This window comes from Aureimonas sp. D3, from assembly GCF_001463805.1.
GTDB lineage: Bacteria > Pseudomonadota > Alphaproteobacteria > Rhizobiales > Rhizobiaceae > Aureimonas > Aureimonas ureilytica_A.
Map to the genome: position 1 here is coordinate 21,921 of NZ_BBWM01000063.1, position 25,579 is coordinate 47,499.

Below are 25,579 nucleotides of genomic sequence, written 5' to 3' on the forward strand. Positions count from 1 at the left end.
CAGGCGCGCCGCCGAGGCAGTGTGGCTCAGCGAGGCTCGGGCGCTTTGTCCTGTGGAGGGATTTTGGCGAGCGCTTCGTTCAACTCGTCCTGCTGAGACTGCTGCGCGGCCTGATCGGCGTCGCGATCCTGAACGTCGGGCTGGTCCTGCTGGTTGTCGAAACGGTCCTTCGGAATGTGGCTCATGGCGCTGTCCTTTCTGTTGAAAGGGCAACGCGGCAAGGCTCCATCGGTTCGATCGGTGCGGCTGTGTCGGGACGGCGCAGGCGCGCACCAGAGCCTCGCGCGGCGGATAACGGGCGCTTAGGTACCTCTCCCCGCGGACGCGTTCGCCAACAACAAAGGCGTTGGGAGGATCGGCGTCAGTTCGCGCCCGCACCGAGCCCCAGGAGAGCCGCGCCGACGAGCCCGGCCTCCGGGCCGAGTTCGGCGGGCTTCACGATCGGCGCGTCGCTGCGGCGCAGAATGCTCGCGCGAAGGCGTGCGTCGAGCGCGGCGAGGAGATCGACAGCGTTGGACAGGCCGCCGCCGACCGGCACGACGCCGGCCCCCGTCGTGTTCAGAACGAGCGCCAGCGGCCCGGCCAGCGTGTCGAGCCAGGTGCCGACGGTGAGGCTCGCCTCCGCCTCGCCCGCGCGCCAGGCGTCCACGATGGCGCGGCTGTCGCGCGCGGCGTGTTCGGGGTGAAGGGCGAGATCGATGCGCTCCAGCCCGCGCGCGCTGCCGCTGGCATCGACACAGCCGGTCTGGCCGCAGCCGCAGGCAAAGGCGGGGACGATGCGCCCCGCGACCATCCGGTCCTTCAGGACAGGCCCGTGGCCCCATTCGCCCGATACGCCGCCCGCGCCCTCCAGAATATGGCCGTTCCAGATGAGCCCGCCGCCGACGCCCGTGCCCAGAATCACGCCGAACACGGTGCGATGGCCGCGCCCGGCCCCGCGCAGCGCCTCGGCAAGGGCGAAGCAGTCGGCATCATTGGCCGCTTCCACGGGGCGGCCGAGCGCCTCGGTCAGTTCGCGCTTCAGCGAGCGGCCCGTGATGCAGGAAATATTGGCCGCGAGCGATGCGCCCGTGTCCGGGTCGATCGTGCCGGCCACCGACAGGGCCAGGGTCAGCGCGCGGTCGGGGTCGGCGGCGTCGGCGAGGCTGCGCAGGGTTTCCACGAAATCGGGCCAGGAACCCGAGGGATTGGGCAGGGACGCGCGTGCCAATGGTAGCCCGCTCGCATCCGCGCCGGCGAGCTTGATGAAGCTGCCGCCGATATCGGCGGCCAGAACATGGGCGCCCCCGGTCCGGGCAAGGTCGCGAAGCGGCAGAAGCGGGTCGGTCATCTCGGCTCAGGTCCAGAGGGGCGGGCGATCCATCGAGACGGCCGAACGAAGGGAAAGAGCGAGGTTCGTCCCATCGTCGATCCACCCTCGGCCGCGCGCGAACAGGTGAAAGCGCTCTTACGGCCTGCGGTGCGGCTTGGCCAGCATGGGGTGCGTCAGGTGAGCTGGCTTAGAAAGATCACGTCCGCGATGGGCCGGCGCACCATGCCCCAATGGCCGAAGCTGACCCGCTCGATCGGCTTGCGCTCGATCTGGATGACGTCGCAATGGCGCGGGTCCCGGGCGATGATCTCGAACAGACGCTCGACGTTCTCGACCGGCCCTTCCAGCACCTGCATGACGCGACGGTTCTCGAAGGCGATGCAGCCGGTGATCCCGAGCGACAGATTGCGCTCCCGGAACCTTCCGAGGTCATGCACGAGATCGGCCAGCGACTGACCTTCGGCAAGAGTGCTGATGTAGCTGAGATGCAGAAGGGCCATCGTGGACTGTAGCTGTTCCGGCCTGAGCCTCGAATGCCGGGGCAACAGTGTGTCTCTGGGCTGAGATCGATCCGCCTCTTCGTTGAGGCGAACCGATCCTTCGTTGCACTATTATGGAGAGCGCTCGCTTCTCGACCAGTCCATAACATGGCGGTCGATTAGCTGGCTACGGATCGTGCTACGCGAGCGTCCGATATCAGCGCCGAGCGCCGGACAGATAGTCCTCCATCGCCTGCCGCGTGCCCTTCTCCCAGATCGCACGCAAGTGTCGCGAGAAAATCTCGGCATAGGCTTCGCTATCGGCCACATCGCCGAAGATGCCGCGCTGCTGGAGGAACCGGCGCGGCTCGTCCTTGGCGGCGCGGGCGGCCTCGCGCAGGGCGTCCCAGTTCGGGTCGTTGGGCTCGATCTGCGTTCCGTCCTCCAACTCGCCATAGCAATAGCGGCACCAGAGCGCCTGAAGCATTGCGAGGCCCGAGACGTCGCGCCCCTCGGCCAGGAACTCGCGCAGGGCGGGAATGACGAATTTCGGCTGGCGGTTCGAGCCGTCGAGGCAGAGACGCCGGATCGTGTCGGCGATGGCGGGATTGGCGAAGCGCTCGGTGACCTTGGCGAGATAGCTTTCGCGGCTGACGCCCTCGATTTCCGGAGAGGCGGGCAGGAGGTAGTTGCGCTCGACATCGTCGAAGAAGCGCAGGACGAGATCGTCGCGCATGGCCTCGTGCGCATAGGTGAGGCCGAGCAGCGCCGATGGGTAGGCGATCGTCGCGTGGCCGGCATTCAGGATGCGCAGCTTCATCAGCTCATAGGGCGTGACATCCTCCACGAAGGTGACGCCGACATGCTCCAGAGCGGGCCGACCGGCCGAGAAACGATCCTCGATCACCCATTGAATGAAGGGCTCGCAGAAAACGGGACGCTTGTCCTCGACGCCTTTTTCGCGGGCGAGCGTGTCGATCTGCGTCTGGTTGGTGGCCGGCGTGATGCGGTCCACCATCGAGTTCGGGAAGGCGGTCTCGCGCCGCACGAAATCGGCGAGCTCTCCGTCCACGCGCTCGGCGAGACCCGTCACGATGCCGCGCGTCAGATCGCCATTGTGGGGGAGATTATCGCAGGAGAGGACCGTGAAAGGCGGCGCGCCGGCTTCGCGCCGGATGCGGATGGCCGACAGGATCAAACCGAACACGGTGCGCGCGGAGGAAAGATTTTCCGTGTCGGCCACGAGATCGGGGTGCTGGAGGTCGGGCTTGTCGCCCGCGATGTAATAGCCACCTTCCGTGACGGTGAGCGTGACGATGCGGATTTCGGGCGCGGTCAGCGTGGCGAGGATGGCCTCGCGGTCACCCGGCTCCACCAGTCGAACGATCGAGCCGACCGCGCGGGAGCGGAACAACCCGTCATCGACCTCGGTAACGGTGAAAAGCCCGTCCTGTGCGCGCATATCGGCAAAGGCCGGCTTGTCTTCCGTGCGGACGCTGAGGCCGACCACGGCAAAGTCCTGGTCCCGCCCCGTCGCGAAGAGATCGTCGAGATAGACGCACTGATGGGCGCGATGGAAATTGCCGACGCCGAAATGGGCGATGCCGGGCGAGAGTTTCGCGCGGTCATAGCCGGGCACGGCGATACGCTCGCCGATCTCCGGCAGGTTCTGATTGGTCAGGCTGGTCATGTGGCTGGGCCTCCTCCCCAGGGGCGAAGCACCGCGAAAGGCGCTCTCACCCTTGTCGGAGGCGGGGTCTAGCGCATCTGCGGCGCGCACGCACGGGTTTTGATCGTGGGATCAGGGCAGGTTCGACGCCTGAAGCGCGTCGCGCACGCGCAGGATCGAGCGACGCAGACGCTCCAGCTCGGCATCCGTCTCGCCGGTGGCGGCGCGAATTTCCGGGGGAACGCTGCGCGCTTCCTCCGCCAGGGCGCGGCCTCTCGAGGTGAGGGCGATGTCCACCACGCGTTCGTCGCGCGTCGAGCGGGTGCGCGTCACGAAGCCGCTCGCCTCCAGACGCTTGAGAAGCGGCGTCAGGGTGGAGGAATCGAGAAGCAACCGCTCCCCCAGGCTACCCACCGTCTGCGGCTCGTCTTGCCAGAGCACCATCATGACGAGATATTGCGGATATGTGATGCCGAGCGCGTCCAGCCGTGGCTTATAAAGCCGGTTGAAGGCATGGGCGGTGGAGTAGACGGCGAAGCAAAGCTGTTCGTCGAGCTGAAGATAGGTGTCCACGGTCATGAGGCCGCTCCCGTCGCAATCGGTCGGCCGCCTTGACGCGGGCCAGCTGCAGGCGTCGCATTCGTCATCCTTGGGATGTTTCGCACGATTCCTGAATTCATGTCTAACATATGTCGCTGCGGTGAAAAGAAGCTGAGTTTGGGGGACATGTTTTAGTGCGGATCGCGCGCTTATGGCGAGGCGCAGGCCGGAAGGCTGGCCCCGCGCCCGCACCCTTCGGCCGCCCGAATACGCACGCGATAGCCCGAAGCGTCGTTCTCGTGCTGGATGTCGGCGCCCAGGCTGCTGGCCATGGCGCGCACGAGCTTGGTGCCCGTACCCGTGCCCTTGGGCGGCGCGCCGGGGGTGAAGCCCTGTCCCTCGTCCTCGACGCGCAGGACGAAGCCGAGCCCGTCCGCGCGCAGATCGACCCGGATTTCACCCGCAACGCCCGGCGGATAAGCATATTTGAAACTGTTGCTCACCAGCTCCGCCACGAGCACGCCCATGGACACAGCCTTGTCGGTAGCGAGGCGGATCGGCTCGGCCGACAAGCGCAGGCGATGCGGCGCGAGCGGCGTCGACCATGTGGCCTCCACCTCGGCGAGAAGCGTTGCCAGATAGTCGGACATTTCCACGAGGTCGAGATCGTCGGAATTGTAGAGGCGGCGATGAACCTGCGCGATGGCCGTGATGCGCTGCTGCGTATCGCGCAGGGCCGAGCGTGCTTCCTCGCTGGTCACGGCCGAGGCCTGAAGCCGCACGAAAGCCGAGACGATCTGGAGCGAATTGGCGACGCGGTGGTTCGCTTCCTTCAGAAGCGCCTCGACCCGCTCGTAGGAGGCGCGCAGCTTGGCCTCGGCTTCGGCCTTTTCCGCTTCGAGCCGGCGACGGTCGAGAACCTGCGTGAAGGTGGATTGGAGAAGGTCGAAGAAGTCGTCGCCGATCGTCTTGACGATGTAGTCGGCCGCCCCCGCTTTGAGGGCGGCGACCGCCACGCGCCCTTCTTCGGAGCCGGTAACATAGACGACGGGAGGCGGATGGGGCAGTCGGGCCATGGCGGCCAGCGTTTCCAGCCCGTCCATGCCCGGCATGTAATGATCCACGGCGACGAGATCGAAACGACCCTCGCGGAGCCGTTCTAGGCCTTCCGTCCCGCCCGAGGCCGTTTCGATCGTATGGCCACGCCGTTCCATGGCGCGCCGGACCAGACGGCACAGGCCCTCGTCGTCGTCGATATAAAGAACCCGTGCCATGCTGGTCAGATGCTTTCGCTGGTCGCTTCCGGGATCTGGATCACGGACAGGAAAAGGCCGAGCTGCCGGATGGCCTGGGCGAAGCTTTCGTAATTCACGGGCTTCGTGATGTAGACATTGGCGCCCAGATCGTAGCAACGCTGAATCTCGACCTTGTCGTCCGTCGTGGTCAGCACCACCACCGGCGTGCGGCGCAGCGGGCCGGCGGCATTCTCCTTCATGCGCACCAGAATGTCGGTGCCGCTCATGTCGGGCAGGTTGAGGTCCAGAAGCACGAGCGCGGGATGGCCTCCCGAAGGCCCGTCGGCATCTCCCAGCAGGAAGTTCAGGGCGCTGGTTCCATCGGTGAAATGGCGAATTGGATTGTGGACGCCCGCCCGGCGGATGTTCTTTTCGATGAGGCGCGCATGGCCTTCATCGTCCTCGACCATGACGATCGTAACGCTACGCGGCGAGTTCAAGACGCTCTAGCTCCTTCGTCCGAAAGGTCGGCCCGCATGGAAAGGCAAAATGTCGCACCGGCGTCAAGAGTTGATTCGCAAGATATTATGCCTCCCAAACGATAAACCATCGCGCGCACATGAGCCAGCCCGATGCCTTCACCCGGCTGATCCTGCGTGCCGGAGCGGCGAAACAGGTCGAAGACCCGGTCATGGTCCTTCGGGTCGATGCCGCGCCCATTGTCGGCCACCTCGAACAGGGCGCGCTCGCCTTCGCGCCGGCCGCGAATCTCGATCACCGGCGGGCGCCCGGGCTTGCGATATTTGATGGCGTTCTCGATGAGATTGGAGAAAATCTGCTCCAGACCCACCCGGTCGCTCACGAGGCTGGGCAGGGGGGACACGCGCACTTCGCCGCCCACATCCTGCAACTTGTGCTGGGAACTGCCCACGATTCCGGCGACCAGGGCGTTCATGTCGATCGGCTCGGGCGCGAGGTTGCGCCGCCCTTCGCGCGACAGGCGCAGGATGGCGTTGATAAGGCGGTCCATCTTCTCGGTGGAGGCGCGGATGAAGCGGATCGACTCCGGCAGGTCCTCGCGCACGGCGAGCTTGGCGTCCTCCGATACGGGGAAGCCTTCGGCCTCCGCTCGCTCCACAAGCTCGCTCAGGGGTCGGATCGTGGCCTCCATCTCGCTCGTGAAGCCCATCACGTTTACGAGAGGTGAGCGCAAATCGTGGCTGACGATATAGGCGAAGCGCTGGATTTCGTCGTTGGCACGCTGAAGATCGACCGTGCGCGCCTGCACGGCTCCTTCCAGATCGTCGTTCAGCCGGGCCAACTCGCCGCTGGTGCGATGGAGCGCGCGAAGGGTGCTGCGCGTCACCCAGATCGTGCCCGCTGCCACCAGCATGAGAAGAACGGCCGCGAGAGCGATGACGGCATAAGCGATGCGCTGGCTGGCCTGCTGACGCTCAATGCGCTCGTCCAGGAGCTGACGTTCTTCCTCGGTCAGGGTACCGGCGAGTTCGCGAACCTGCTGGATCAACTGGGTCGAGCGGTCCCAGGAGAAGTCGAGACCGCTGGGCGAGATTTCCGTGCGGCGCTGCGCCATGGATCTGCGGATCAGAATGAGATGCTCGCGACTCGCGGCCGCGAGGCGATCCAACAGATGGCTTTGGTCGGCATTGTCCCGCACCATGGCGCGCAGATCTTCCAACGCGGGGCCCATGTTGCCTGCGATGCCCTCGACCGCGCGTGCGAAGCGGGCGTCAGGATCGAGAAGGAAGCCGCGCCGCGCCGTTTCGGCCTGTTCCGACAAGGTGCGAAACTGCGACAGACCCAGCTCGACCCGCAGCGAATGCGAGACGAGCGCCGTGTTGTCGGCCACGCGCGCAATCAGCCATGTCGTCGCGCCCCCGGCGATCACGAGAAGGGCGAAACCTGTCGCCACGGCGCCAACGGTGACGCGCGACAGGCGCCTCACAAGCTTTCTCCCGGACGAGCGGAAGGGCGAGTTCGAGAGACGCGGAACGAATTCTCAGACATTTAGACCCTGTAAACGAAAACAGCGGTTCCAACCGAGATGGAAGGTCTATAGGAAAGCGCCAGTCTTTCGGAAGCGCCTGCTTCCAGCCATGGCGGAGAAATACCATGACCATCCAGGGCGAACTCATCATCGGCCACACGCTGGCCAAGGGAACGGCCGGCGAGATCTTCGGCGTCGAAGCGGCCAGCGGCCAGCGCATCGAGCCGGGTTTCGGCGGCGCCACCAAGGACGATCTGGAAAAGGCCTGCCGCCTCGCCGACGAGGCCTTCGACACCTATCGCGAAACCAGCCTCGAGGATCGCGCCCGCTTCCTTGAAGCCATCGCGGACGAGATCCTGGCGCTGGGCGACGAACTGGTGGAACGCTGCTGCCAGGAAAGCGGCCTGCCGCGCCCCCGCGTCGAAGGCGAGCGCGGCCGCACGATGGGCCAGCTTCGCATGTTCGCGGGCGTCCTGCGCGATGGCGGCTTCCTCGACGCGCGCGTCGATCCCGCCATGCCCGAGCGCCAGCCCCTGCCGCGCCCGGACCTGCGCCTGCGCAACGTGCCGCTTGGGCCCGTCGCCGTGTTCGGCGCGTCCAACTTCCCGCTCGCCTTCTCGGTCGCCGGCGGTGACACGGCCTCGGCGCTCGCGGCCGGCTGCCCCGTCGTGGTGAAGGCGCATTCGGCCCATCCCGGCACGTCGGAACTCGTCGGCCGCGCCGTTCTGACTGCGGCCCAGCGCTGCAACATGCCCGAGGGCGTGTTCTCGCTTCTGTTCGACGCCAGCCGCCAGATCGGCCAGGGCCTCGTCGCCGACCACCGCATCAAGGCCGTTGGTTTCACCGGCTCGCGCGGCGGCGGCACGGCGCTGATGCAGATCGCAGCCGCCCGCCCCGAGCCGATCCCGGTCTATGCCGAGATGAGCTCGATCAACCCGGTGATCCTCTTCCCCGGCGCGCTGGCCGCACGGGCCGAGGCGATCGCCAAGGGCTTCGTCGCGTCGCTGACGCTCGGCGCCGGCCAGTTCTGCACCAATCCGGGCCTCATTCTCGCCGTGGAAGGCGACGGGCTGAAGACCTTCGAGGCCGCCGCCGCCAAGGCGCTGGCCGAGACTTCGGCCGCCGTCATGCTGACGCCCGGCATCTGCAAGTCCTATGCGGGCGGCGTCGCCAAGCTCGCAGGCCATGCCAAGGTCGAGACGCTCGGCCGGGGCCAGGAAGGCGGCGAGTTGCGCGGCCAGTCGGCGCTCTTCGCCGTGTCGGCTTCGGACTTCCTGTCCGACGCGCATCTGCAGGAAGAGGTGTTCGGCTCCTCCTCGCTCGTCGTGCGCTGCCGCGACGAGGCGGAACTCGCCAAGGTGATCCAGGGTCTGGAAGGCCAGCTCACCGCCGCGATCCACATCGCCGACTCCGACCACGAGGCGGCGCGCAAGCTCCTGCCGCTTCTGGAAAAGCGGGCGGGCCGTATCCTCGTCAACGGCTTCGGCACGGGCGTCGAGGTTTCTCACGCCATGGTCCATGGCGGGCCTTATCCGTCCACGGCCGATGGCCGCTCGACCTCGGTCGGCTCCAAGGCGATCGAGCGCTTCCTGCGCCCGGTCTCCTATCAGGACCTGCCGGACGCGCTCCTGCCCGATGCGCTCAAGGACGCCAACCCGCTGAAGCTCTGGCGTCGCCAGGACGGCAAGCTCGTCGCGCCGAACAGCTAAAAGCATGATCGATCCCCAGCCGGTGCAGCCGTTCCGGCTGGAAACGCTTGGGAGCCATGAGGCTCTCGCTCGCGTCGCCCTTCATCGGGGCGGCGCGTTCGATGCGGCGGGGGCCGTCGCCATTCTTCCCGCACGGGACGAGGCGGAGCGGATCGACGCCACCTTGCGCGCCTTGCTGGCCGAACTTGCGCCGGGCGAAGGCGTCGTGCTCGTGGTCAACGGCTCGACCGACGACACGCTGGTGCGCGCGCTCGCTTTGTTCGAAACCGGCGACGCGCCGTTTCTCCTTCTCGACGTGGACTGGCAGCCCGGCCGGGGCTCGGCCCCGCTCGCTCGTCGCCTTGCGCTCGACCTCGCCTTCGAACTGTCGCCACACGCCCATCTCTTCTCGATCGACGCCGATACCGTGGTTCAGCCCGGTTGGCGCGCGGCCTACGAAGCGGAATTCATCGGCGGCGCGGCGCTCGTCTGCGGTGCCATCGGCTTCGACCCGGCCGAAGCCGCGCTCCTGCCACCGACCGACGAGGCGGCGGAAACGGTGCTGCGCGAATACCGCGCCGCCTCGCGCGAGATCGACGCCCGGCTCGACCCCGATCCGCTCAACCCCTGGCCGCATCACGGCAATATCGGCGGGGCCAATTTCGGGCTGCGCGCGGGTGTCTATGGCGCGGTCGGCGGCTTGCCCGTCACCAGCTTCGGCGAGGACCGCGCGCTGCTCCGCCGCGTGCGCGCGCTCGGGCTGCCCGTGCGGTTCAGCGAGGGACCGCTGGTCTGGACCTCCTGCCGGCTCGACGGCCGGGCGCGGGGCGGCCTGTCGGACGAGTTGAAGCGCTCGCGCGACGAGGCCGACCCACTGGTGGACGAAGCGCTGGAGCCGGCGGAGGCGCTGGAGCGCCGCATTCGCGCGCGGCTGGCTTTTGCGCGAGCCGGCTCTGCGCAAGCGCGCGGAGACATTCTGTCAGCTTTGGGACTGACCGCCGCCGAGATCGGCTCTGTCGAAGCCGCCGCTACGCCCGGCGAAGCCTGGACCCTCGTGGAAGAACTCAGCCCCCTGCTGAAGCGCGAGCGCCTGCGCCGCTCGCAACTGGCCTCTGAGCTGCCCGCTCTCCTCAACCTTCTCCAGGCGGTGCGCGAAAGCGCAGCAAGTCCAGCCGGTAGCGATCCCGCCTGATCGAGCGCTCCAGCGTCAGCTTTTCGGCCGCGACCATACGCAGGAAGTCCGCCGCGTCGTCGCCCGACAGCGGCGTGTCGGTGGGGCCGAGATAGTTGACCAGAAGCAGTCCCGCGCCCGGCCGCGACTTGCGGCAGGCGCGAGAGAGCAGCGTCTCGATCTCCGGCTCGGTCAGGAAATAGAGCATTTCCGAAAGAACGAGCAGGTCGAAGGGCCGATCGGGGAAGTCGTCCGGCATTCGCCCGACATGGAACTCCACGCGCCCCGGCGCGCCATGGCGCGCGTTCGCGCGCGCGACGATGTTCGGGTCGAGGTCGAAGCCGGTGACCGCAGAAAAGCGGGTGGCGAGCGCGGCCGAGAGATGACCCTCGCCGCAGCCGATCTCGATGGCTTGGCCCCGCCAGTCGTCGCCGAGGAAATGGATCACGTCCTCGCGCTTCTCGATCTCATAGGCGCTGTCTCGCGCCCCCCAGGGATCGTTGTCTCCGCGATAGAGTGTCTCGAAATGCTCCGCACCCGGCGGCGTACCCGGCCTCATGTGCCAGAACACACATTCGAACGGGCCTTGATGATGGCGCAGGAACCAGTCCGGCAGGGCGAAGCCTTCCGGATCGTCGGTCACGATGCCGCCCATCTGGGTTTCATGCCGGGCGATGGCGCGCGCCTTTTCCACGATCGGCGTCTCGACGCGGAACGGGTGCAAGCCTTCGACATCCACCTCCTTGTCCTCGGGGTGGCGCAGCGACCAGACGGGATAGGACAGAAGCCGGATATGGGGGCGCAGCCGATGCACGGCCTCCGCCAGGAGCGCGGCGGCTTCATGGTCCGGGTGCGGGTCGAAAAGCACGGTGGAGGCGAGCGCCGTCGCTCCTGTTCGGTCGCAGAGCGCCGCGACCTTTTCGGCCGCGCCCGCGAAATCGTCGTGCCAGCGGGATGCGCCGTCGGGGAGGGCGAGGCGCAGCATCTCGGCGGTTTCGCAGCCCAATTCCGCCATGGCGAGCGCCTGTTCCTCGCGCCTACGCGCGGCCAGGCGTTCGGGCGGCCATTCGGCCGAGCCGCGATGCGAGCCCTCGCCATCGGTCAGCGCGACGAGGCCGACCGCGCGCCCGGCTTGCGCTGCGGCCAGAAGCAGGCCGGACGCGCCGAGCGCCTCGTCGTCCGGATGCGGCGCGATGACCACCAGCCCGCCCGCGCCGATCAGGAGCAGCGGGTCCACGACGGGGGCCACATCGTGGCGGGCGCACCAGTCGCCGTAGCGGCTCATCTGAAAATCTCCGGCAGGCGCGCCGCCAGCCGGCGCGCATGATCCAACAGCGCGGCATCCGGGTTGGCCTGCCGCAGATAGGTTGATAGGTCGCGGATCGAACGCGCCAAGGGATGGTCTTCCGCAAAGGCCGAAAGTCCGAGGCCGCGTTCGGCCAGCGGGATCACGGCCAGCCCCGCCGATTCCACCCGCAGCCGGGCGAAAACCGCGAGCGAGGCGGCAAGCTCGGCCTCCTCGCCGCCTTCCACCGCGCGCGCCGCCGCCTCGACCTGAAGCCGCGCGTCCCGCGCCGCCAGAATGGCTTCGCCGACCCGCGCGCTCTGGAGCGGGTGATCGAGCCGCCCCGTCTCGCGCAGACCATCCGCCAGCCCGCGCACGATCCGCTCGACGGCGCCGAGCTGAACCGCCGCGCAGCGCCAGATGCCGCCCATGAAGAAGGGCTCGCGGCGATAGTCGTCCGGCCCGCCGAGACGCGCCGAGACGGAAATCTCCATCCCGTCGAACCGGAACGTGCCCGAGCGCGAGGCGCGCATTCCGCGCATATTCCAGCTGGAGAAGTCCAGGCGGGAGGGCTCGTCCACATCGATCAGAAGAAGCTGAAGCCGCCCGTCGGCCTCCGTCACCGGAACCAGCGCCAGCGAAACCCAGCCGAGGCCGGAGGCGTAGCGCTTGGCCCCGGTCAGCCGCAGGCGGTCGCCCTCGATAGGCTCGACCGCAAAGGGCGGACTGCCATCCGCACCCCAGACGCCAAGCAGCGCGCCATGCTCGACCCGCGCGCGCACCATCGCCTTCTGATCCGCCCGGCCGAACAGCGAGACGAGTTGCAGCGCGTTGGCATGGCCTTCGAACAGGCGGCCGAGGCTGAGATCGGCGCTGCCGAGCGCCACGAAGAAGGGCAGCGAGCGCGCGGCCGGGTAGGCATAGGCAAAGCCTGACCCTTCGGGGCGCATGGGCGCGGCGAGGCAGCCATGCCGGCGCAGGGCCTCCAACTCGGCCGTGAGATCGGCCTCGTGCCCGTCCGCCCGCGCGGCGGCGAGAGGCGTGATCTCCGCGAGCGCGCGGACGGACCCGTCGATGATCTCGCTCGAAAGCTCTTCCATGGCGGTGAACTCATCTGGTTGGCGCTGACGTCGGATGTCGCGCGTCTCGTGATGGACGGGCGAGGTGCCGTCACTGTCTCCGTTTCCCGGAGCCGTGTGCCGGCGCTCGGCGCCCGCGCGGTCGGAGGCGCTGGTCGACACGGAGTTTGGATCGCTCAAGAAACCTTCGGACAGCCACCGCGATGGACAGCGCCTCACCATGAGCTAGATGCCGCACGGCAATCGCATAGGACTCATTTGGATGGCCGGGAAACGACATTCGGAGCACCGGGCGGGCGTTCCTCGCTGTTTCCTGTGCAGCGCACGGCTTTGGGACGGGGAAGGGCGCGATCTGTCCTGGGGCGAGCGGGTGCGTCCTTTCGCGTTCGCCTGCGGGTCCTGCGGGCTCCTGGTGGATGATCCGGCGGCCGACGCACCAAGCCGCGCGCAACTCGGCCGGGCGCTGAAGCCGGGGCCGGTCGTGTGCGAGCCCGATGCGCCTTACGGGTTCGACGCCTATACGCTGCGCTCGGCTGCCACGCTGCACGGGCTCTGGGCCGAGCCGATGGGCGAAGCACAGGCCGAGGCGCTGCGCCAACCCCATTCGCCGCTCCCCGGCGCGGCGCATCTGCGCCCGCTCACCGACGGGCCGTCCGCGCCGATCAGCCTCGCCATCCTCTGCCGCGCGGCCGAGCGCGAGGCCGCGCTGGGCTTGGCGGAGGCCGCGCGCGTCTGGTGCGACGATGTGCTGATCCTGCTCGACGGGGAAGGCGCGGGCGAGGACGGCCCCGGCTTGCGCCTGCGCTACCGCCCGCTCGCCGGCCATTTCGCCGCCCAGCGCAACGCCGCGCAGGACTTGACGCGCCATGATTGGGTGCTGCAACTCGACGCCGACGAGACGCTGGAGGAGGGCGTCGCCGAGGCGCTGCCCTATCTCGTGGGCGCGGTCGGGCCGGATGTCATCTCGATTGGCTTGCGGCGTGCTAATCGGGTGGATGGCGTCCTGTCCGATCTCTTTCCCGACACGCAATATCGGCTGAACCGCCGCTCCGTGCGCTACGAGAACCCCGTGCACGAGCGCCCGGCGCGCCCTTGGCAGCAGAGTCTTTTGTTTCTCGGCGGCGGCATCCGGCACCATCTCGGGCGCGCCCATGTGGAAGCGCGCTCCCGCCGCTACGAGGCGATGAACCCCGGCGGCGGGCGCTTGTTCGAAGAAAGCGAGCTGCTGCGCCCCTACGAGGCCTGACGGGCCTTGCCGTAGAGCGCCAGCGTTTCCCGGCCCAGCGTGTATCGGTTGAAGCGACCGGCGGCTTTCCGCGCCGCCGCGCGCAGCGACTGGCGGGTCTCGTCGCTGGTCAGGATCGGGCGGATGGCGTCGGCCAGAGCCGCGCCCGTGTCGCTCGCCGCCATCAGGCCCGCGCCCGTATCGCCCACGAACTCGCGCCCGCTCGCGTCCAGCGCGTTGGCGACCATCGGCCGGCCATAGGCGATGCCCTCCTGATAGACGAGGCCGAAGCTCTCGTAGCGCGAAGGGGCGAGAACCGCGTGCGCCCCGGCATATTCCACCGCCAGCGCCTCTTCCTGCATCCGCCCCAGCGCCTTGACGCGCCGGCGCGCCGGCTCGGGCAGATCGGCCGGGACATCGCCCTCCGGCACGCCGACGAGGCGCACTTCGAAGTCCGGGATCGCGCCGCGGTCGGCCTCCGCGCCGAGGATCGCGGCCGCTTCCATGATCATGTCGAAGCCCTTGCGATGCTCCGCCCGGCCGACGAAAAGAAGCCGCAGCGGCTCGCCCGGCCTGGCCTCGGGATAGGCGGCGGCCTTCGCCCGCGCCAGCGTGCCGGGCGGCAGGCTGAGGCCGACCACCGCGTGGGGCTGATGCCCGGAGAGGCCATACTCGGCCGTGATGCGGCGGGCATGTTCGCCCGTGTTCGAGATGAGCCCGGCGCTCCCCTTGGCCTGCCGGATTTCCAGCCGGTCGGCCGCCCAGCCGTCGATCCGGTCCCGCGCACTGATAGCCGGATCGCGCGAGAAGGCGGCGGGCGTCGAGTTGCGCGTCACCAGCGCGAAGCCGTGCCGTCCGGTCAAAAGCGCGGCCGGGGCATACCAGTTGGTCGCCTCCACCACGTCGAAGGGCCGGGCGGCATGTTCGGCGAGAACCGCGCGGCGAAAGGCGAGCGGGGCGGCCAGATGCCCCGCGCCGCCATAGAGCCTCAGTCGGCCGAGGCCGCTCGCCTTGTCGATGGCGCAGCCGACGATGGACACGCCGCCCGCCGTCTCGCGCCCCGTGCGGTCGAGCGTGAAGACGGTGACGTCGCAGCCGGCCAGAACGAGGCTTTCCGCGATCTCGCGGGCCGCCGTGGACAGGCCGCTCGGCGAAGGCGGATAGTCCCAGGCGATCAGGGCGGTTCGCATCATTGGGCGAGAAGCCTTTCATAGAGTTCGACATAGCGCTGGGCCATGTGGCGGCTGGTGAACCGCTCCTCGAAGCGGCGGCGCACGCCCGCCCTGTCGATTGTGCCGATCCGCTTGAGCGCGTCCACCGCTTCCGCTTCGCTCTCCACCACGAATCCGGTGACGCCGTCTTCCACGATCTCGGCGACGCTGCCGCGCTTCCAGGCGATGACGGGCGTGCCGCAGGCCATGGCCTCGATCATCACCAGGCCGAAAGGCTCCGGCCAGTCGATCGGAAACAGAAGCGCCTCCGCCCCGCCGAGAAGCGTGTTCTTGGCCGCGTCGTCCACCGGGCCGACATATTCGGCGCTCTGCGACAGGAGCGGGCGCACCTCGCGCTCGAAGTAAAGCGGGTTCCCAACATCCACCGTGCCCGCCAGTCGGATGGAGCGCCCAGCAGCCTTCGCGACGCGGATGGCCGTGTCGGGGCGTTTCTGGTCCGTCATGCGGCCGATAAAGGCGAGATAGCGCCCCGGCGCGGTCTGGGGCGCGTAGCGCGATCCGTCGATCCCGTGATGCACGACGCCGGCGCGGTTCGCCTCCGGGATGCCGCTTTCCTGCGCGGCCGAGATGGCGGCGACCGGCAGATCGGGAAAGGCGGCGAAGAAGAGTTGCCGATCCAGCTCGTCCACCCGCCAGTGGATGGTGGTCAGGCTGTGCTTGCGCCGCTCGCCCAGAAGCGCGGCGTGGAAGAATTCGCCGTGACAATGGACGATGTCGAAGGACCCGAGATGCCGGCGCAGATGCTCCATCTGCACCGCCTCCAGAACCGCCGGAATAGAGGGAGGAACTTGGCCATATTGAGTCTCCAGCGCCTGAAGACTCGGTAGGGAACCGATGATCGGGCCATTCGTCGCACTGTCGGTCGGCGCGAACAGCGTTACCTCGTGACCAAGACTTCGCAACGCGGCGCTTAATTCTTGGACAATTCTTTCGGTGCCGCCGTGATTGATCGGCGGAACCGGGAAAATGTTAGGCGCGACTTGAGCGATGCGGAGCATTTGGGGACCTGAACAAAACTCTTCCTCGGTCATTATGGGCGAGATGAGGGGTTGGAAAGGGAGACGGTCATGTTCTTGCTTCATGTCGCCCTGCAGGGCTGCCTGCGCGCCGAGAATGTCGCTTATGGTCTGACGGCCGATACGGGGGGCCATATCCGCTATCTGCTCGATCTGGTTCGCGCGTCCTCCACGGCAGGTCCCGTGCGCCGCACGGTGATCGCGACGCGGGGGTTCGTGAGCGAACTGGGGGACGAATACGCGCCAGCGCCTGTGCGCGAGGAATCCGGCATCGAAATTCTGCGCTTGGCGAGCGCGCGGCCGGATTATCTGCCCAAGGAGGATTTGTGGGCCGAGACGGAAAGCTTCGCTGAAGGTTTGATCGCCTGGATCGAGGCGCAGGACGAGCGCCCTGACTTGATCCATGCCCATTATGCCGATGCCGCCAGCGTCGCCGCCATCGTGGAAGATCGGCTCGGCATTCCGTTCGTCTTTACCGCCCATTCGCTCGGCCGGGTGAAGGCCGAGGTGATGGGCGCGCGCGCCGCCGACGTGCCGCATCTGGACAAGCGCATCGAGATCGAGGAAGCGGCCATCGCGCGCGCCTCGCTGGTCATCGCCTCCTCGCGCGACGAGGCGGAGGTGCAATATGCCGGCTACCGCGAATACGACCCCGGCCGCATCCGCATCCTGCCACCCGGCAGCGATCTCGAGCGCTTCGGCGCGGCGACCGCTTGCTCCGAAGTGGAGGCTTCGATCAACCGGTTTCTGAACGAGCCGGACAAGCCGGTGCTTCTGGCGCTGGCGCGGCCCGTCGCCAAGAAGAACCTCTGCGCCCTGGTGCGTGCCTATGGCGAAAGCGCCGAACTGCGCCAGCGCGCCAATCTCGTGATCATGGCCGGCAACCGGCAGGACCTCTCGGCGCTCGACGGCGAAATGTCCGGCGAAATCCGCGAGATCCTATGCCTCATCGATCGCTACGATCTCTACGGCCACGTCGCCTATCCCAAGACGCACCGGCCCGACGATGTGGCCGCGATCTACGCCTATGCGCGGGATCGGCGCGGCCTCTTCGTCAATCCCGCCCTCAACGAGCCCTTCGGCCTGACGCTGCTGGAAGCCTCGGCGGTCGGCTTGCCGCTGGTGGCCACCGACAGCGGCGGCCCGAACGACATCATCGAGATGTGCGGCAATGGCGAGTTGGTGGACCCGCAGTCCACGCAGGCCATCGCCGAAGGGGCGCTGCGCATTCTGCGCGACTCCGCCTTGTGGGATCGCTATGCGGCGGCCGGCGCCAAGGCCGTCGCGGCCTATGACTGGAGCCGGCACGCCGCGCGCTATCATGAGCTGGTGCAGTCTCTGCTGGCCCGCCGGCAGGCGACAGGCGCCAAGGTCGAGCAGCTTCTGATCTGCGATATCGACAACACGCTGGTCGGCTGCGACATCGGCGTTCAGCGCTTCACGCAATGGCGCAGCGAGCAGGACGGCCTGGTTTTCGGCGTCGCCACCGGCCGCTCGTTCCACAGCGCCATGTCGATTCTGGAGCAGCGCAACGCGCCGCGCCCGCAGGTGATGATCACCTCGGTCGGTTCGGAAATCTATCATCTCGACAGCAACGGAACGACTTATACCGCCGATCCGGACTGGCGTGATACCGTGCGCCGGGGCTGGAACCGGGAGGCCGTCCACCGCGCCCTGCGCTGGCTGCCGGGCCTCGTGCCGCAGGCCGCGCTGGAACAGCGCGCCTTCAAGCTCTCCTATTTCAGCGATGGCGACCGCGAGATCACGTCTCGCGTGCGCGAGCGACTGGAACTGGCGGGCCTGCGCTGCTCGGTGATCCACAGCCACGGGCGCTATCTCGATATCCTGCCCGTGCGCGCTTCCAAGGGCACGGCGGTGGATTTCGTACGGCGGCGCTATGGCCTGCCCGAAAACGCGGTCTTCGTCGCCGGGGATTCCGGCAACGACATCGAGATGCTGCGCACGATTCCGCAGGCCATTATCGTCGCCAATTTCTCCGACGATCTGGCGAGTCTGCCTTCGCTCAAGCATTCCTATGTCGCGCGCGCCACCCATGCGCGCGGGGTCATCGAAGGCGTTCTTCACTTCCGCAACAAGGCGCGCGCGACATGGCCATCATCAGTGCTCTGACGCTGGTTCGCGGCCGCGAGCGCCATCTCGCCAACCTTATGAAGAGCCTCGCGCTTCAAACGCAAAGGCCCGACGAACTCGTCATCGCCTGGATGCAGGCGGAGCCGCACGGCAACCTGCCCGAGATCGGGCTGCCCGTGCGCCATGTCTTCGTGCCGGGCGATCCGATGCCGCTCGCGGCCGCGCGCAATCGCGCGGCCGAGGCGGCTCGGGGCGAGGTGCTGGTGTTTCTCGACGTGGACTGCATCGCAGGCCCGGACCTCGTGGCCGCCTATGGCGCGGCGGCCGGGGAGCGAGACGGATTGTTTCTCGGCGAGGTTCTATATTTGCCGGATGGTGCGGTGGGCGAGGCGATCGACTACGCCGCGCTCGACCGGATCGGGCAGGCGCACCCGTCCAAGCCCGCCATGCCCGACACAGGCGTACGCGAGGAGCCCGATTCTGGCGAGCTATGGGGCCTGTCCTTCGCGCTGCGTCGCGAGCGCTATCTGGCGCTCGGCGGCATGGACGAGAGCTTCCATGGCTATGGCGGCGAGGAAACCGATTTCGCCGCGCGCGCCGGCGCATCCGGCCTTCGCTTCTATTGGACGGCGGGCGCGCGGGCCTATCACCAGCACCATCCCGTGCACGTCCCGCCGCTCCACCAGTTCGACCATATCCTGCGCAACGCCGCGCGCTTTCGCGACAAGCACGGGCGCTGGTGCATGGATTACTGGCTCGGCCAGTTCCGGGATCAGGGCCTGATCGGCTGGAGCGAGAGCGCCGAGCGGATCAAGCTGCACCGCCGCCCCGAGCCGCAGGAAATTGCCTCAGCGCTTCAGCCGGGCGAGCGTTTGTTCAGCTGAAAAGGCTCTCAGGTCACAACGTCCCGGCCCTGGCGGGCATCTCGCGGCGGACTCTCTATCGTTCCGCCGCGAGAATTCGCGTATCTGACAATGCGCGGGATCAGCTGGCGACGACGCTCAGCGCCGGTGCGGCGCTTGTCTTGGCATCTGCCTCCGTAGCCCCGGCCCAAAGCTCGTCGCAGAGCCCTTCCAGCCAGCCGGCGGCCTTGCGGGCGGCCTCCGCGTCGTAGAGCGAGGCAATGGCTTGCGTCTCCAACCCGCGCGCGCGTTCCAGAAGCGCCTGCCAGCCGGCGAGGTCGCCCGGCCAGGCCGGGGCGGTGACCGCCGCGCCGAGCCGCACCAGCGCTTCGGCCTTGCGGGTCTGCTCGCCGAAATAGCGCCATTCCGGCATCACCACCAAAGGCCGGCCGACCCGCGCGATCTCATGCACCGTGTTGTCGCCCGCCGAGGCGATCACGATATCGGCGGCGGCGAGATAGTCGGTGACGCCGCGCACCCAGCCGAGCTCCTGGCAATTGCTGAAATCCGTCTCATGCCCTTCGCGGTGCGTCGGGCCGAGCACCAGCCAGAGCGCGTCCGGCGCGGCGCGGGCAGCGACCGTGAGCGGGGCATAGGGTGTGCCGCTGCCCCCGCCGCCCGTCAGCACCACGACGATCTCGCGGGTCGGATCGAGGCCGAGCTTGGCGCGCGCCTCGGCCTTGCCGGGCACGGCATCCAGCGTCGTGCACAGGCCGCCGGAATAGAAGGTCTTGGCGCGCAGGCGAGCGGGATAGTCGTCCTGTTCCATGCGCTCGTCGAAGGGCGCGAGCATCCCGACGGCCGCCTCGTAGGCGCCGACATGGCCGATATCGCCCCGGTCGCCATGCATCCTGATCTGGATCGAGGGCACGCTCGCCGCGCGCGCCAGGAGGCCGATCTCGCAGGAGACATCCACCACGAAGAGGCCGGTGTCGCGATCGTCCAGATGGTCGAGGATGGTGCGCATGGTCCGGCGCATTTCCGACACGCCGAGCGGCACGCAATGCATCACGCTCGGCGTCGGCTCGGCGTAGAGGCGGGGCGTCGGCACGCCTGCGCCGATCATGTTGGGCAGGGGCACGATCTCGATGTCGCGCTCGAACCCGTCGAACAGATGCGGCCCCGCCGTCAGCACCGAGACCGGGCGATCCTTCGCAAATTCCGACACGAGCGCCATGGTGCGGTTGGCGTGTCCACGCCCCTGATGATGCACGAAGAAGGAGATGGGTTTCTTCAAGGGGGTGCCGAGCTCCAGGGAGGGGTGCGGATGGCCGCAGAGACGGGGGCATATCGGCCGCATCCGCAAAATGACGAGTCCGGGGATCGGTAGGCGGGACGTGACCGCGCGCGTGCCATCGTCGCGGCGAGGCGCAAAGGCGTCGTTTGGCGGGCTGCGACGCGGGGGAGCGTTGCGCGGGCGGATTGTCGCGCGTCACGCCGCCCGCAAGGTTTCGCAACAAAATGATCCGTTCCGCCACGGCCAAACCGCGCTAACGAGAACGCGGGACGGCCTCCAAAGCGAAGGCAAGGCGGATGAGCTTGGGCATCAAACTTCTGGTGGTGGACGACGACGCCGACATCCGGCACCTGCTCGGGCGCTATCTGGAAGATCAGGGCTTCGACATCCGGCTGGCGGCGGACCGGCGCGACTGCGAAAGCCGGTTGGCCGCCGAGACGTTCGATCTCGTGGTGCTCGACGTCATGCTGCCGGATGGCTCGGGGCTCGATCTCTGCCGCGAGGTGAAGGACCGCACACCGGACCTTGCCATCATTCTCCTGACCGCCCTCAAGGAAGACATCGACCGCATCATCGGACTAGAGCTGGGCGCCGACGATTATCTCGTGAAGCCCTTCAATCCGCGCGAACTGGTGGCCCGCATTCGCGCCGTGCTCCGGCGCGGCGGCCGGGGGAGCGAGGCGGTGGCTCCCGCGCCGCGCTACCGTTTCGAGAGCTTCCATCTGGACACCGCGACACGCCGCGTGCGCGACGAGGGTTCGGGGCAGGACGTCGATCTGACGGGCGCGGAGTTCGATCTCCTGGTGATCTTTCTGGAGCGACCTGGCCGCGTCCTGTCGCGCGACATGCTGATGGACCTCCTGCATGGGCGCAGTTCCACCGATCCGTTCGATCGCACGATCGACGTCACCATGAGCCGGCTTCGCAAGAAGATCGGCGACAACGGGGTGTTTCGCCTGTTCAAGACGGTGCGCAACGGCGGATACCAGTTCGCGGCTCCGGTCGAGAAGGTCTGAGCCATGGTGTCGCTGCGCAACCGGCTGGCGCTGCTTCTCGTCGGGGCGATCGTCGGCGTCGTGGTTCTGGCGGCGGTTGTGACCTTCCAGATTCTGGACCACGACGACTCCGCCGATTTCGAAGGCATGTTCGCCGAAAGCGTGTCGCTGGCTCTGCGCGTCGCCGAAGGCTCAGGCGCGAAGGCGCGGGCAGCGGGCATCGAGACCGGCCCGGAGCCACGTGCCCGCGATGTTCACGAAGAACCGAGCGCCAAACTTATCCGGCGGCTTCGGGCCGAAGGGACGGATATGGACGTGCGTGTCGTCTCCAGCGAGGACGGCCGGCACTTTCGCATCGCCGTGCCGCTCCGCGACGGGACATGGATGTTCCTGCACTATCCCGGCCTGCCGCCGTCGCCCATCGGCCCGCTCGTCTCCTATCTCTCGCTGGTGACGCTCGGCGCGATCGCGGTGGCACTGATGGCCGCGCGGCGGATCACCGGACCCTTGCGCGTTCTGGAACAGGCCGCCGCCTCGGTGCGCCCGGACGGAACGTTGGCCCCGCTCACGCCCAAAGGGCCGGCGGAACTGCGCGCGACGGCCGAGGCGCTGAACCGCCTGTCGGAGCGGGTGCGCTCGGCGACCGAGAGCCGAATGCGCCTCGTGGCGGCGGCCGGCCATGATCTGCGCACGCCGATGACGCGCCTGCGCCTGCGCGCCGAGTTTCTGCCCGAGGCGGAGCGCGAAGCCTGGTTGAGGGATCTGGGCGAACTCGACGCCATCGCCGACAGCGCCATCCGCCTCGTGCGCGAGGAAGTGGCTGCCGACCCGCCCGAGCCCGTCGAGCTGCCGGCGCTGCTCGGCGAGATCGCGGGGGAACTCGGCGCGATCGGGCGCCTGGTGCGGTTCGAGGGCGGCGCGGCGAGCGGGTTCGTGAGGGGGCAGCGCCTCGCGCTCAAACGCGCCTTCAGCAATCTCATCGACAATGCCGCGACGCATGGCGGGGGCGCGGTGCTGCGCTTGGAGGGCTCGGGCGAGGCTTGGCGCGTCGTGGTCGAGGATCGCGGGCCGGGCATCCCGGCCGAGCTTCTGGCGCGCGTGTTCGAGCCCTTCTTCCGGGTCGATGCGGGACGGCGCAAGACCCATGGCGGAGCAGGGCTCGGCCTTGCCATTGCGCATGAAATCCTCGAGCGGCACGGCGGCACGATCCGCATCGAGAACCGCGAGGGCGGCGGCCTGCGGCAGGTGGTGGACCTCCTCCGCTTCGAGCCTACCAGTTGACGAGGCGGGCCAAGCTTCCGGCAGCAGCGTGGCCCGTATCCCACGCGGCAGAGAGTGAACGGGTGAGAAGGCCGGGCGCGGCTTCGGCCGGCTGCCATGCGGGACGAGCGGGGCCTTGCGTCTCGGCATCGGCCACGATCTCGCGGGCTGGCGTTTCGAGATCAGCGAGGCGCGTGCGGGCCGGCGTCGCCGGGCGACGCGCGGCCTTCGCGATGCTGCGATGCAGCAGCGGATCGCGGGACTCGCAGGCCGGCGCGCATTGGTCGAACAGAAGCACACCGTCCTTCCGCGCTGCGTCGAAGCTTGCCAGCCGAACCGGCGGGGAAGGGCGCGCGGCGGCGGGCTTGGCTTCGGCCTGCGACTGCATCTCTGCGACCGGCCCGAACACACGGGCGGGAACCGGCAGCCGCGCCTCGCGCACCGGCCTCGGCGCGGCCGCGATCATGAGGGTCGGCACCGCGTCGGTGCCGCCAACCTTCCCGAAGCCGCTGTCGAGCCCCGGCAGCACCATGGCTTCTCGCTGGGGCTCGCTCTGCGCGGCTTCCTCGGCAAAGCCCGGCCATGGCGCATCGCCCAGTCCGAGATCGATATGGGACGCGGCATTCAGCGCGATCATGACCGAGCCCGACAGAAGCGCCTGACCGGCAAAGCGCCGGGCAAGACGGGTCAGAGGGTGAAAGCTGCGGGTCGTCGCTGAAGCCATGTCCGATCGTCCTTGTGGGTCGAACGGAATCTGCGCTCTTTGGGAGACACCAGTGGGGCCGCTTCGTTACGTTATGTGACCGAGATTTCCGAAATGTTGCGGAGCGTGTCGGGCGCGTGTGCGCGCCCGGAACCCGGCAAGCGCTTGTTCGGGCGCGGCTTTCGACGTCAGAAGGCGCGCAGCAGCACCACGGCGCCATAGCCGCAATTGGCGAGAATGAGGCAGAAGACGGCAAACGAGCCGAGATCCTTGGCCTGCTTGGCGAAGTCGGAAATCTCCGGCGACACGCGGTCCACGATCACCTCGATCGCCGTGTTCAGCGCCTCGCCGGCCATGAGCACCAGCATCAGGACGATCTGCACGAGGAAGTCGAGCGGGCTCGCCCCGATCAGCGCGAAGACGCCGAGCAGCGCGCCGCCCGCCATCAGCTCGTGCCGGAAGGCGGTTTCGCCGAGAATGCGGCGGAAGCCTCCGAAGGAATAGCGCGCGGCCGCGAAGAGATGGCCCGCGCCGCGCTTCTTTTGAGGCGCCGCCGTCCGGTCGAGCGAAAGATCGAGGCTCATGGGCGAGTTCCGATGGAGGCGAGGGTCTTTCCCGTGCCACGGCACGGGGCGAAGGCATCGAGCTCACGGCTGTAAACCGAGGTCGAAACGTCCATCAAGCCCAAAATCGTGTGGAACACATTGTCGTGCGAGAGATCTGCGCTAGCGCGAGCCTTCAGGCAGGACGTGTCGATCCCGAACGCGGTCTGATAGCTCTGCGAGAACCAGGCGACCTGAGGCACATGGGTCTGCGTCGAGGGCGCGATGAAATAGGGCGCGGCGTGAAGATAGAGCCCGTTTTCGCCCAGCGACTCGCCATGGTCGGACACGAAGAACAGCGCGGTCGAAAGCCTGTCCTCGCCCTTCAGCGTATCGATGATTTCGGACAGGACATGGTCGGTATAGAGGATCGTGTTGTCATAGGCGTTGACGATCTCGGCGCGCTCGCAATCGGCGAACTGCGCCGTCTGACAGGCTGGCTGGAAGCGCTCGAAGTCCTTGGGGTAGCGCTCGAAATAGGCCGGGCCGTGGCTGCCCAGCTGATGCAGCACGATCACCGTGTCGGACTGGACGCTCGGCAGGGCGCGCTTCAGCCGATCCACCAGGATCTCGTCATGGCACTCGCCGCCCGAGCAGAAGCGCGGGTCGTTCGTGGCAGGCAGGAACTCGTAAGGGATGCGCTCGGCCACGCGCATGGAGCCCGTGTCGTTGTCGTACCATTCGACCTTCACACCGGCATGGGTGAGCACGTCCGTCAGGTTTTCCGTCGAATGCGCCTTGCGCTCGGAATAGTCGCGGCGCGGATAGTTCGAGAACATGCAGGGCACGGACACGGCCGTCGACGTGCCGCAGCTCGACACGTTGGAGAAGTTGAAAACGCCTCGCGCGGCCAATTCCGGCGTGGTGTTCTTCTCGTAGCCGTTCAGCCCGAAATTCTGCGCGCGCGCCGTTTCGCCGACGACGAAGACGGTCAGCACCGGCTTGCCCGCCTTGACGATGAGCGGCCCCTTGGCGGCGTCCGTGCCCAGCGGGGCGGGCGTCAGGTTGCGGTCCTCCATCTCGCGCGAGGCGAACTGGAACGCGGCGACCACGGGGGCGCTCGGGTTGAGGCTCGCGATCAGATCGCGATGCTGGCGGAAGGTCGAGGCGAAGGCCGAGTAGTTGAGGAATGTCGCGAGCGCCGCGCCGCCCAGAAGGGCGAAGACGGTCAGCGTGTTGTAGAGGAGCTTGGCGGGAAACCGGCGATGGCGCACCCGCACGAAGGCGATGGCGAGCGAAGGCAGGAGACCGAACAGAACGAGATGCAGGATGAGATTGGGCGTGAAGAGATGCTTGGCCTCGCTCGTTGTTGTCAGCGCGACATTCTGAATCATCTCCCGATCGATCAGGACGCCGAACGTGTTCACATAGTAGGAGGCGGAAGCGGCCACGAGAACGAGCGCGATCAGGACCGGCTTGATGACATATTTCACCGAGACGATGACGAGGATCGCCGACAAGAGGCAGAACAGCCCGAGCCCGAGCCAGACCAGCTTGTCGAGATGCCCGGAAAAATATTCGAGCCCCTTGCGCCAGAAGGTTTGGTTCGGCCCTACAAGAAGAAAGGCGGCCGTGAGAAGTGACAGCGAGACGCTGCCGATGACGGGGCGATGAAGGCGCATGGACATCCGGCACAGGGGTAGGATCGGTCTCGCGGCGAGCGGCGGCGAACCATGCTCGCAAGTCCGCTTCCATATCAGTTTTGTGACGTTGCGCCTTCGCGGCTTCTATACAGTTTCGTATAGAAGCTATGAGCGCCGTCCTTTGTCTTGCCGGTGCGACACGCGCTGCCGCAAAGCCGGGCGGGGAGGTCGATGGGTGGCACTGCGTCGGGAGGCGACCCGTTTTCG

General features: G+C 67.7%; 23 protein-coding genes. 7 read left to right on the plus strand and 16 right to left on the minus strand.

What is annotated here, in order from left to right:
- Positions 1 to 26: 26 nt before the first annotated feature.
- The 8 genes from AUL36_RS23960 to AUL36_RS19300 form a co-directional block, all read right to left on the minus strand.
- Positions 27 to 185, minus strand: coding sequence for a hypothetical protein (locus AUL36_RS23960; RefSeq protein WP_156418487.1), 159 nt, complete (start codon positions 183 to 185; stop codon positions 27 to 29).
- A 176-nt stretch (positions 186 to 361) separates the two neighbouring features.
- On the minus strand, positions 362 to 1,330 hold the full coding sequence (locus tag AUL36_RS19270; protein ID WP_062223361.1) for an ROK family protein: 969 nt from the start codon (positions 1,328 to 1,330) through the stop codon (positions 362 to 364).
- 155 nt (positions 1,331 to 1,485) lie between these two features.
- Entirely contained in the window at positions 1,486 to 1,812 is a 327-nt protein-coding gene (locus AUL36_RS19275) for a BLUF domain-containing protein (protein ID WP_062223363.1), read from the minus strand.
- 196 nt (positions 1,813 to 2,008) lie between these two features.
- The gene (locus AUL36_RS19280) at positions 2,009 to 3,481 is read right to left on the minus strand and encodes a mannitol dehydrogenase family protein (RefSeq protein WP_062223365.1); all 1,473 of its coding nucleotides are present in this window, start codon (positions 3,479 to 3,481) and stop codon (positions 2,009 to 2,011) included.
- A 111-nt stretch (positions 3,482 to 3,592) separates the two neighbouring features.
- Positions 3,593 to 4,039, minus strand: a complete 447-nt coding sequence (locus tag AUL36_RS19285) for a MarR family winged helix-turn-helix transcriptional regulator (RefSeq protein WP_062223367.1) — start codon at positions 4,037 to 4,039, stop codon at positions 3,593 to 3,595.
- 170 nt (positions 4,040 to 4,209) lie between these two features.
- Positions 4,210 to 5,274: a response regulator gene (locus AUL36_RS19290; RefSeq protein WP_062223369.1), complete on the minus strand. Its 1,065-nt coding sequence runs from the start codon at positions 5,272 to 5,274 to the stop codon at positions 4,210 to 4,212.
- Positions 5,275 to 5,279: 5 nt separating this feature from the next.
- Positions 5,280 to 5,705 carry a response regulator gene (locus AUL36_RS19295; protein ID WP_058600011.1) on the minus strand — a complete coding sequence of 142 codons (426 nt, stop codon included), beginning with the start codon at positions 5,703 to 5,705 and terminating at the stop codon, positions 5,280 to 5,282.
- A 26-nt stretch (positions 5,706 to 5,731) separates the two neighbouring features.
- Positions 5,732 to 7,201 (minus strand): sensor histidine kinase, encoded by a 1,470-nt coding sequence (locus AUL36_RS19300; RefSeq protein ID WP_062223371.1) that lies wholly within the window; start codon positions 7,199 to 7,201, stop codon positions 5,732 to 5,734.
- A gap of 167 nt (positions 7,202 to 7,368) precedes the next feature.
- Between AUL36_RS19300 and AUL36_RS19305 the strand changes: the two genes are divergently transcribed.
- Together AUL36_RS19305 and AUL36_RS19310 are read left to right on the plus strand one after the other, a co-directional pair.
- On the plus strand, positions 7,369 to 8,952 hold the full coding sequence (locus AUL36_RS19305) for an aldehyde dehydrogenase (NADP(+)) (RefSeq protein WP_062223373.1): 1,584 nt from the start codon (positions 7,369 to 7,371) through the stop codon (positions 8,950 to 8,952).
- Positions 8,953 to 8,956: 4 nt separating this feature from the next.
- The gene (locus tag AUL36_RS19310; RefSeq protein ID WP_062223375.1) at positions 8,957 to 10,123 is read left to right on the plus strand and encodes a glycosyltransferase; all 1,167 of its coding nucleotides are present in this window, start codon (positions 8,957 to 8,959) and stop codon (positions 10,121 to 10,123) included.
- Here AUL36_RS19310 and AUL36_RS19315 read toward each other — a convergent pair.
- Complete coding sequence (locus AUL36_RS19315; RefSeq protein WP_062223376.1) at positions 10,062 to 11,387, minus strand: PIG-L family deacetylase; 1,326 nt, start codon at positions 11,385 to 11,387, stop codon at positions 10,062 to 10,064. The two genes, AUL36_RS19310 and AUL36_RS19315, sit on opposite strands and share 62 nt — an antisense overlap.
- Positions 11,384 to 12,628: an acyl-CoA dehydrogenase family protein gene (locus tag AUL36_RS19320; RefSeq protein WP_210168873.1), complete on the minus strand. Its 1,245-nt coding sequence runs from the start codon at positions 12,626 to 12,628 to the stop codon at positions 11,384 to 11,386. The genes AUL36_RS19315 and AUL36_RS19320 overlap by 4 nt, the downstream gene beginning before the upstream one ends.
- A gap of 100 nt (positions 12,629 to 12,728) precedes the next feature.
- Here AUL36_RS19320 and AUL36_RS19325 point away from each other — a divergent pair, with 100 nt between their 5' ends.
- Positions 12,729 to 13,712, plus strand: a complete 984-nt coding sequence (locus AUL36_RS19325) for a hypothetical protein (RefSeq protein WP_062223380.1) — start codon at positions 12,729 to 12,731, stop codon at positions 13,710 to 13,712.
- Here AUL36_RS19325 and AUL36_RS19330 read toward each other — a convergent pair.
- Both AUL36_RS19330 and AUL36_RS19335 read right to left on the minus strand, forming a co-directional pair.
- Positions 13,700 to 14,881: a glycosyltransferase family 4 protein gene (locus tag AUL36_RS19330; protein ID WP_062223483.1), complete on the minus strand. Its 1,182-nt coding sequence runs from the start codon at positions 14,879 to 14,881 to the stop codon at positions 13,700 to 13,702. The genes AUL36_RS19325 and AUL36_RS19330 overlap by 13 nt on opposite strands.
- A complete protein-coding gene (locus tag AUL36_RS19335) occupies positions 14,881 to 15,921 on the minus strand; it encodes a glycosyltransferase family 4 protein (RefSeq protein WP_062223382.1) in 1,041 nt (346 codons plus the stop codon). Before AUL36_RS19335 ends, AUL36_RS19330 begins: the two co-directional genes overlap by 1 nt.
- A gap of 69 nt (positions 15,922 to 15,990) precedes the next feature.
- Between AUL36_RS19335 and AUL36_RS19340 the strand changes: the two genes are divergently transcribed.
- Positions 15,991 to 18,069 (plus strand): HAD-IIB family hydrolase, encoded by a 2,079-nt coding sequence (locus AUL36_RS19340; RefSeq protein ID WP_062223384.1) that lies wholly within the window; start codon positions 15,991 to 15,993, stop codon positions 18,067 to 18,069.
- Positions 18,048 to 18,914 carry a glycosyltransferase family 2 protein gene (locus AUL36_RS19345; protein WP_062223386.1) on the plus strand — a complete coding sequence of 289 codons (867 nt, stop codon included), beginning with the start codon at positions 18,048 to 18,050 and terminating at the stop codon, positions 18,912 to 18,914. The genes AUL36_RS19340 and AUL36_RS19345 overlap by 22 nt, the downstream gene beginning before the upstream one ends.
- A gap of 100 nt (positions 18,915 to 19,014) precedes the next feature.
- Here the strand turns inward: AUL36_RS19345 and AUL36_RS19350 are convergent, their stop codons facing one another.
- The gene (locus AUL36_RS19350) at positions 19,015 to 20,169 is read right to left on the minus strand and encodes a glycosyltransferase (protein ID WP_062223388.1); all 1,155 of its coding nucleotides are present in this window, start codon (positions 20,167 to 20,169) and stop codon (positions 19,015 to 19,017) included.
- Between the two features lie 296 nt (positions 20,170 to 20,465).
- Here AUL36_RS19350 and AUL36_RS19355 point away from each other — a divergent pair, with 296 nt between their 5' ends.
- Together AUL36_RS19355 and AUL36_RS19360 are read left to right on the plus strand one after the other, a co-directional pair.
- A complete protein-coding gene (locus tag AUL36_RS19355) occupies positions 20,466 to 21,185 on the plus strand; it encodes a response regulator transcription factor (protein WP_062223389.1) in 720 nt (239 codons plus the stop codon).
- 3 nt (positions 21,186 to 21,188) lie between these two features.
- Positions 21,189 to 22,445 (plus strand): ATP-binding protein, encoded by a 1,257-nt coding sequence (locus tag AUL36_RS19360; RefSeq protein WP_062223391.1) that lies wholly within the window; start codon positions 21,189 to 21,191, stop codon positions 22,443 to 22,445.
- Here AUL36_RS19360 and AUL36_RS19365 read toward each other — a convergent pair.
- The 3 genes from AUL36_RS19365 to AUL36_RS19375 all read right to left on the minus strand — a co-directional run bounded on the left by AUL36_RS19365 (position 22,435) and on the right by AUL36_RS19375 (position 25,351).
- A complete protein-coding gene (locus AUL36_RS19365) occupies positions 22,435 to 23,148 on the minus strand; it encodes a hypothetical protein (protein WP_062223393.1) in 714 nt (237 codons plus the stop codon). The two genes, AUL36_RS19360 and AUL36_RS19365, sit on opposite strands and share 11 nt — an antisense overlap.
- Before the next feature lie 167 nt (positions 23,149 to 23,315).
- Positions 23,316 to 23,711 carry a diacylglycerol kinase gene (locus AUL36_RS19370; protein WP_058600025.1) on the minus strand — a complete coding sequence of 132 codons (396 nt, stop codon included), beginning with the start codon at positions 23,709 to 23,711 and terminating at the stop codon, positions 23,316 to 23,318.
- A complete protein-coding gene (locus AUL36_RS19375) occupies positions 23,708 to 25,351 on the minus strand; it encodes a phosphoethanolamine transferase (protein WP_062223485.1) in 1,644 nt (547 codons plus the stop codon). The genes AUL36_RS19370 and AUL36_RS19375 overlap by 4 nt, the downstream gene beginning before the upstream one ends.
- Positions 25,352 to 25,579: the final 228 nt, after the last annotated feature.

What these genes read in the sequence shown, in the direction of transcription:
- AUL36_RS19360 (WP_062223391.1), top strand. Translation starts at nt 21,189, where the DNA reads ATGGTGTCGCTGCGCAACCGGCTGGCGCTGCTTCTCGTCGGGGCGATC.
- AUL36_RS19365 (WP_062223393.1), bottom strand. Translation starts at nt 23,148, where the DNA reads ATGGCTTCAGCGACGACCCGCAGCTTTCACCCTCTGACCCGTCTTGCC.
- AUL36_RS19375 (WP_062223485.1), bottom strand. Translation starts at nt 25,351, where the DNA reads ATGCGCCTTCATCGCCCCGTCATCGGCAGCGTCTCGCTGTCACTTCTC.
- AUL36_RS19295 (WP_058600011.1), bottom strand. Translation starts at nt 5,705, where the DNA reads ATGGTCGAGGACGATGAAGGCCATGCGCGCCTCATCGAAAAGAACATC.
- AUL36_RS19325 (WP_062223380.1), top strand. Translation starts at nt 12,729, where the DNA reads ATGGCCGGGAAACGACATTCGGAGCACCGGGCGGGCGTTCCTCGCTGT.
- AUL36_RS19355 (WP_062223389.1), top strand. Translation starts at nt 20,466, where the DNA reads ATGAGCTTGGGCATCAAACTTCTGGTGGTGGACGACGACGCCGACATC.
- AUL36_RS19340 (WP_062223384.1), top strand. Translation starts at nt 15,991, where the DNA reads ATGTTCTTGCTTCATGTCGCCCTGCAGGGCTGCCTGCGCGCCGAGAAT.
- AUL36_RS19275 (WP_062223363.1), bottom strand. Translation starts at nt 1,812, where the DNA reads ATGGCCCTTCTGCATCTCAGCTACATCAGCACTCTTGCCGAAGGTCAG.
- AUL36_RS19345 (WP_062223386.1), top strand. Translation starts at nt 18,048, where the DNA reads ATGGCCATCATCAGTGCTCTGACGCTGGTTCGCGGCCGCGAGCGCCAT.
- AUL36_RS23960 (WP_156418487.1), bottom strand. Translation starts at nt 185, where the DNA reads ATGAGCCACATTCCGAAGGACCGTTTCGACAACCAGCAGGACCAGCCC.
- AUL36_RS19310 (WP_062223375.1), top strand. Translation starts at nt 8,957, where the DNA reads ATGATCGATCCCCAGCCGGTGCAGCCGTTCCGGCTGGAAACGCTTGGG.
- AUL36_RS19270 (WP_062223361.1), bottom strand. Translation starts at nt 1,330, where the DNA reads ATGACCGACCCGCTTCTGCCGCTTCGCGACCTTGCCCGGACCGGGGGC.
- AUL36_RS19285 (WP_062223367.1), bottom strand. Translation starts at nt 4,039, where the DNA reads ATGACCGTGGACACCTATCTTCAGCTCGACGAACAGCTTTGCTTCGCC.
- AUL36_RS19290 (WP_062223369.1), bottom strand. Translation starts at nt 5,274, where the DNA reads ATGGCACGGGTTCTTTATATCGACGACGACGAGGGCCTGTGCCGTCTG.
- AUL36_RS19335 (WP_062223382.1), bottom strand. Translation starts at nt 15,921, where the DNA reads ATGCTCCGCATCGCTCAAGTCGCGCCTAACATTTTCCCGGTTCCGCCG.
- AUL36_RS19305 (WP_062223373.1), top strand. Translation starts at nt 7,369, where the DNA reads ATGACCATCCAGGGCGAACTCATCATCGGCCACACGCTGGCCAAGGGA.
- AUL36_RS19370 (WP_058600025.1), bottom strand. Translation starts at nt 23,711, where the DNA reads ATGAGCCTCGATCTTTCGCTCGACCGGACGGCGGCGCCTCAAAAGAAG.
- AUL36_RS19280 (WP_062223365.1), bottom strand. Translation starts at nt 3,481, where the DNA reads ATGACCAGCCTGACCAATCAGAACCTGCCGGAGATCGGCGAGCGTATC.
- AUL36_RS19330 (WP_062223483.1), bottom strand. Translation starts at nt 14,881, where the DNA reads ATGCGAACCGCCCTGATCGCCTGGGACTATCCGCCTTCGCCGAGCGGC.
- AUL36_RS19315 (WP_062223376.1), bottom strand. Translation starts at nt 11,387, where the DNA reads ATGAGCCGCTACGGCGACTGGTGCGCCCGCCACGATGTGGCCCCCGTC.